Source organism: Caballeronia sp. M23-90 (assembly GCF_053574605.1).
On record NZ_JBSIPA010000449.1, the window covers coordinates 1 to 5,149 of the forward strand.

Annotated in this window: 4 protein-coding genes; 3 read left to right on the forward strand and 1 reads right to left on the reverse strand. The window is 58.4% G+C overall.

From position 1 onward, the window contains the following. Positions 1-1,962: ATP-binding protein (locus tag ACRXB1_RS29565; RefSeq protein WP_449494047.1), on the forward strand; the 1,962-nt coding region annotated here is incomplete at its 5' end. Between the two features lie 94 nt (positions 1,963-2,056). Here the strand turns inward: ACRXB1_RS29565 and ACRXB1_RS29570 are convergent. Continuing rightward, a complete protein-coding gene (locus ACRXB1_RS29570) occupies positions 2,057-2,977 on the reverse strand; it encodes a LysR family transcriptional regulator (RefSeq protein WP_449494048.1) in 921 nt (306 codons plus the stop codon). Between the two features lie 471 nt (positions 2,978-3,448). On the opposite strand from ACRXB1_RS29570, the gene ACRXB1_RS29575 reads away from it, so the two are divergent. Together ACRXB1_RS29575 and ACRXB1_RS29580 are read left to right on the forward strand one after the other, a co-directional pair. Continuing rightward, positions 3,449-4,582 (forward strand): porin, encoded by a 1,134-nt coding sequence (locus ACRXB1_RS29575; protein ID WP_449494049.1) that lies wholly within the window; start codon positions 3,449-3,451, stop codon positions 4,580-4,582. Between the two features lie 244 nt (positions 4,583-4,826). Beyond that, positions 4,827-5,149 (forward strand): CHRD domain-containing protein (locus tag ACRXB1_RS29580; protein WP_449494050.1); only part of this gene is annotated, 323 nt, incomplete at its 3' end.

The following is a 5,149-nucleotide window of genomic DNA, read 5'->3' on the forward strand; positions in this document are numbered from 1 at the left end:
GACGAACTCGCCGCAGCGCGCGATGCGGCCGAAGCGGCTTCGCGTGCAAAGGACGATTTCCTCGCGATGATGAGTCACGAAATCCGTACACCGATGAACGGTGTGCTCGGGCTCGTGGAAGTCTTCGAGACCACGCCGCTCAATCCGGACCAGTCGCAGATGCTCGGCATGATCCAGGATTCGGCGAGCGCGCTGCTGCAGATCCTCGATGACCTGCTCGACTATTCGAAGATCGAGGCGGGGCGGTTGACCATCGAATCGATGCCGATCGATTTGCGCGAACTCGTCGATAACGCCGTCGGCCTGCTCGCCGGACGCGCGCACGAAAAGGGTCTGCGCGTGCGTGCTGCCGTGTCGCCGGATGTCGCCGCAAGTCTGCGCGGCGACAGCGTGCGCTTGCGCCAGGTGTTGTTCAACTTGCTGAGCAACGCCATCAAGTTCACGATGAAAGGCGACGTCGCCTTATCGGTGAATATGGTTGCAAGCGCACGCGGTGTGCAGACGGTCGAATTGAGCGTGGAGGACACCGGCATTGGCATTGCAGCCGACGCCCAGGCAAGCCTTTTCGAACCCTTCGTGCAAGCTGAAACGTCCACCACTCGACGCTTCGGCGGCACGGGGCTTGGCCTCACGATCTGCCACAAACTCGTCGAACTGATGGGCGGAACGCTCGAGCTGAAAAGCGAGTTGGGTGTCGGCACGAAGATGACCGTTCGTCTGAGCATGCCGGTGGAAACGACCAGTTATCAGATCGGCGGAATGCGCGGCAAGCGCGGCATCATTGCAATCGATGACCCACGCGTGGCCCGTGCACTCGTGGATTATGGGCAGGCGCTCGGCCTCGAACTCAAGATTCATTCTCGCGATGACGCCGCGTTGCGCGATCCGCAAACATTCTATGGTATCGACCTGGTGTTCCTCAGCGATACACACGGGGAAGCGCTGCCGTTGAAAACGCAGGTGATCCACGTCACGGAGAAGCCCAAGCCGACGGGATATCGCATTCTCGAAAACGACATTCGCGTGAGCGTGAATCCGATTTCATGGCGGGGTCTCGGCGCCGCGTGCGTCGCCGCGCTGACAGGCTTGCCGCAGATTGCGTCGCGCGCCACACGCAGTACTGATACAAACATGGAAGCGCCCGATCGCGACCGCGCGATTCGCGCGGGACGGCTTGTGCTCGTGGCAGAGGATCATCCGGTGAACCAGGAGTTGATCCGGCATCAGTTGTCGCTGCTTGGATTTGCCTGCGACATCGTGCCCGATGGCGTGGAAGCGCTTGCTGCACTGAAGCATGGGCATTACGGCTACCTCATCACCGACTGCCATATGCCCAACATGACCGGCTACGAGCTGGCCCGGCGTGTGCGGGCGAGCGAACTGGGCTTGTCGAAGAGACTGCCTATCCTTGGCATCACCGCGAGCACCGCGCCGGAGGAACTGTCCATGTGCCGCGATGCAGGCATGGACGATTGCTTTGTCAAGCCGACCCGTCTCGCCACATTGCGCGATCACTTGAACCGATGGCGCGTGATGGAAAACTCGTCGGCTGCGCCGCAGCCCGATGGAACTGCGGAGCCGCAATCCGCTGCGGGCCCGGACACGGCGACCACTGAAAGCGATGAACTCAATCTCGGCTATATGACGCAACTGTGGGGCAGCGAGACGACCGTTAAGGCGTTGCTCGATGCGTTTGCATCGTCATTTCGCGATGATCTGGAAACGCTCAGGTCATTGCTCGACAACGGCGGTTCGGTCGCACGATTGCGGGAATGGCATCACCGGGTGATCGGGGCGGCGAGCGTGCTGCAGTACCGGCCATTACAGGTGGCGCTCGATACCTTCCGTCGCGATCTTCTCGACAAACCGGCCACGCGCCGGAACGAAGATGGCGCGGTGCTGATCGCACGCTGCGAGGTGCTGCTCGAAATCATAGAAGGGCAGTGCGCGGCAATGGCGTGAAACGTGTTGCTCGTCATCATGTGCGAAGAGCAAACAAGCGGGCCGGTTCAACCTTCAGTTGTTGAACCGGCCCGTTTCAAATGATTCCGCGCGGTCAGAACAACGCGCTCACTGCCGTGTCTTTCCTGAAATGCGCGATCGTAAAGTCCACGAACGAACGTGTTTTCGCCGATACATGACGGCGCCCCGGATAGACCAGCGACACTTCCTTGTCGGCGTTGTTTACTGTGTAATCGGTCAGGAGGCGCAGCAGCGTGCCGTCCTTGAGATCGTCGGCAATATGGCTTTCGGGAAGTGCCGTGATGCCCATGCCGGACAGTGCGGCTTGCCGCAGCATTTGCGAATTGTTGACCGTGTAATCCGGGTCGATGACGATATCCTCGTCCTCTCCATTCTCGTTCGTGAACGACCAGGTCGCGCCATGTATATCCGCCGATGGCGACAAGAAAGCGTGCGCCGGCAAATCGCCGGGACGTAACGGTACGCCATGTTTCGATAGATAGGCGGGCGCCGCCACGATCACGGGCGTCACCTTGAACAGCGGCCGGTTGATCAGCGTGCCGCTATTGACCATGCGCGGCACGACTATGCCGACGTCGAAGCCCTCGTCCACCAGATCGACCGGCCGATGCAACAGCGTGAGCCGCAACTTCACGTTCGGAAATGCCTCGCGATAATCACAAAGCAGCGGCGTGAGTCCGAACAGCGAAAACGATGCCGATGCCACGAGCTTCAGCACGCCCGAAGGATCGAACGAAGTTTGCGACACCGTTGATTCAATCGCCTCCACCTGTTCGATGACCGCGCGGCAGCCTTCGGCATATGAGGCGCCCGCTTCGGTAAGTGACACGCTGCGCGTGGTGCGGTTCAGAAGACGCGTGTTGAGATGCGCCTCGAGTAACGCGACGTACCGTGTGATGACCGCGTTCGACAAATCGAGCACGGCGGCAGCCCGGCCGAACGACCCGGTTTCAGCGACCTTCACGAAAACGCGCATGGCTTGCAAATGATTCATTGACTACCGATGCTCACAGAGTCACCCCGTTCATGTCATATCGAGGCTGAAAAGTCGTGCGTTGAGTTCCTTCTTCAGTCCACTCACTCGCGTGCGCGATGCTAATCCCGCGAAGTTATCCCGGAAATAGGAATAGGACGAAAGCAGCGGAAAGGGCGTGAGTGTCGTGCGGTTGCTACTGTCGCAACTGTGCAACGCATGCAACTAATTAGGTATCCGGACATTAATTTGAGATAGTGAAATTGCCTGATGCGACAAGCGTTTGCACGATTGAAATCGCTACTTTTCGACTTATTCAAAAAGCCTTTTGTGTGTGCCTTGATGGTTTGCCTAAAAGCCCGCGCCCTAAACTTTGTTCAGCCGAATCGCGGTGTCCGGGAAAAGACCGGAAACGAGTCGCCTTGAAGTCAGACAGGAAGGCGGCGCGTTATGCAACCAGTCGAGTCGACAGACTCATTAAAAGGATCAACCATGAAAAAGACTCTGATCGTCGCGGCCGTAGCCGCTTCTTTTGCGACCGCCGCCAACGCGCAAAGCAGCGTTACGCTGTATGGCCTTATTGATGCCGGCTTTACCTATGTGAACAACGAAAAGTCGGCGAACGCAGACAAAGGCAGCGCTGCAGCGTTCCGCCTGTCGAGCGGTAACATCAACGGCAGCCGTTGGGGCCTGCGCGGTGCTGAAGACCTGGGTGGCGGCATGAAGGCCATCTTCACGTTGGAGAACGGTTTCAACATCGGCACCGGCGCTTCGCAACAAGGCGGTCGTGAGTTCGGCCGTCAGGCGTATGTCGGTATTTCGACGGCTCAGTTCGGTACGGTGACGTTGGGTCGCCAGTATGACTCGGTGGTCGACTATGTCGCGCCGTTGACGGCTAACGGCAGCTGGGGCGGTACGTATTTCTCCCATCCGTTCGACAACGACAACACGGACAACTCGTTCCGCGTGAACAACTCGGTCAAGTACCAGAGCGCCAACTACGGCGGCCTGACATTCGGTGGCCTGTATGGCTTCTCGAACGAAGCAGGTGGTTTTGCTGATAACCGCGCTTACAGCGCCGGCGCACAGTATGCATACGGCCCGTTCAAGATGGCTGCAGCTTACCTGCAGGTCCAGAATGGCAACAGCGCAAACCTCGGCGGTGCTATCACCGAGACGAACGGTGATCCGCTGATGGCAAACGTTTCGGCACAGACGCAACGTACGTTCGGCGTTGGTGCGAACTACTCGTTCGGCCCCGCAACGGTCGGCGCAGTATGGACGCAAAGCCGCTTCCAGTTCGTTGGTGGTGATTCGACGCTCCGCTACAACAACTACGAAGTGAACGCACGCTACTCGCTGACCCCGGCTCTGGCACTCGGCGCGGCATATACGTACACGGACCGCAAGGGCATGGTTCCGGGCAACGCCAACAACGACCACGCTCGTTACCATCAAGTTGGCCTCCAGACGGACTACGCTTTGTCCAAGCGTACGGACATCTATGCTGAAGGCGTTGTACAGTTGACGGACGGCGACACGGCAGCTCAAGTGTACGGTACGAACGCTCGCGCAGTACACGGCAACCAGGTGGTGGTGTCGACGGGTCTTCGTCACCGCTTCTAATGGTGTAACGCTGTAAGTTTCACCTTGTAACGGAAAGGCGCCGAATGGCGCCTTTTCGCATTTTGGCCCACCGTCTTTCCTGTGAATGCATCCAAGGAAGCGTGTCTCAAAAATGCTCTACTATGACCGCACGATGAGACAGACCACTCATCGACTCGTTGGTTATCCATTAGAGAGCAAAAATATGTTCACGAGATCCGGTTCATTGGACAGCAGACGTCTTGCAAACCTCACCCTGTTGCTGATGTCGTTGACGTCCGTTCCAGCTTTTGCCGATAGCGTCGTGTTGCAAGCCAATTTGCAACCTTCGAGCGAAGTGCCGCCGCGCGTAAGCAAGGGGCATGGCGTGCTGAAAGCCACCTTCGATACAACCACCAAAACGCTGCAGTGGAACGTGACGTATGCCGATTTGTCCGGCCCGGCGACCATGGCGCATTTCCACGGTCCGGCGCCTGTCGGGCAGAACGCAAAGGTGCAGGTTCCTATCGATAAAAACGCGTTGCCGAGTCCTATCAACGGCGAGGCGACGCTCTCCGAAGAACAGGCTACCGAACTGATGGCCGGCAA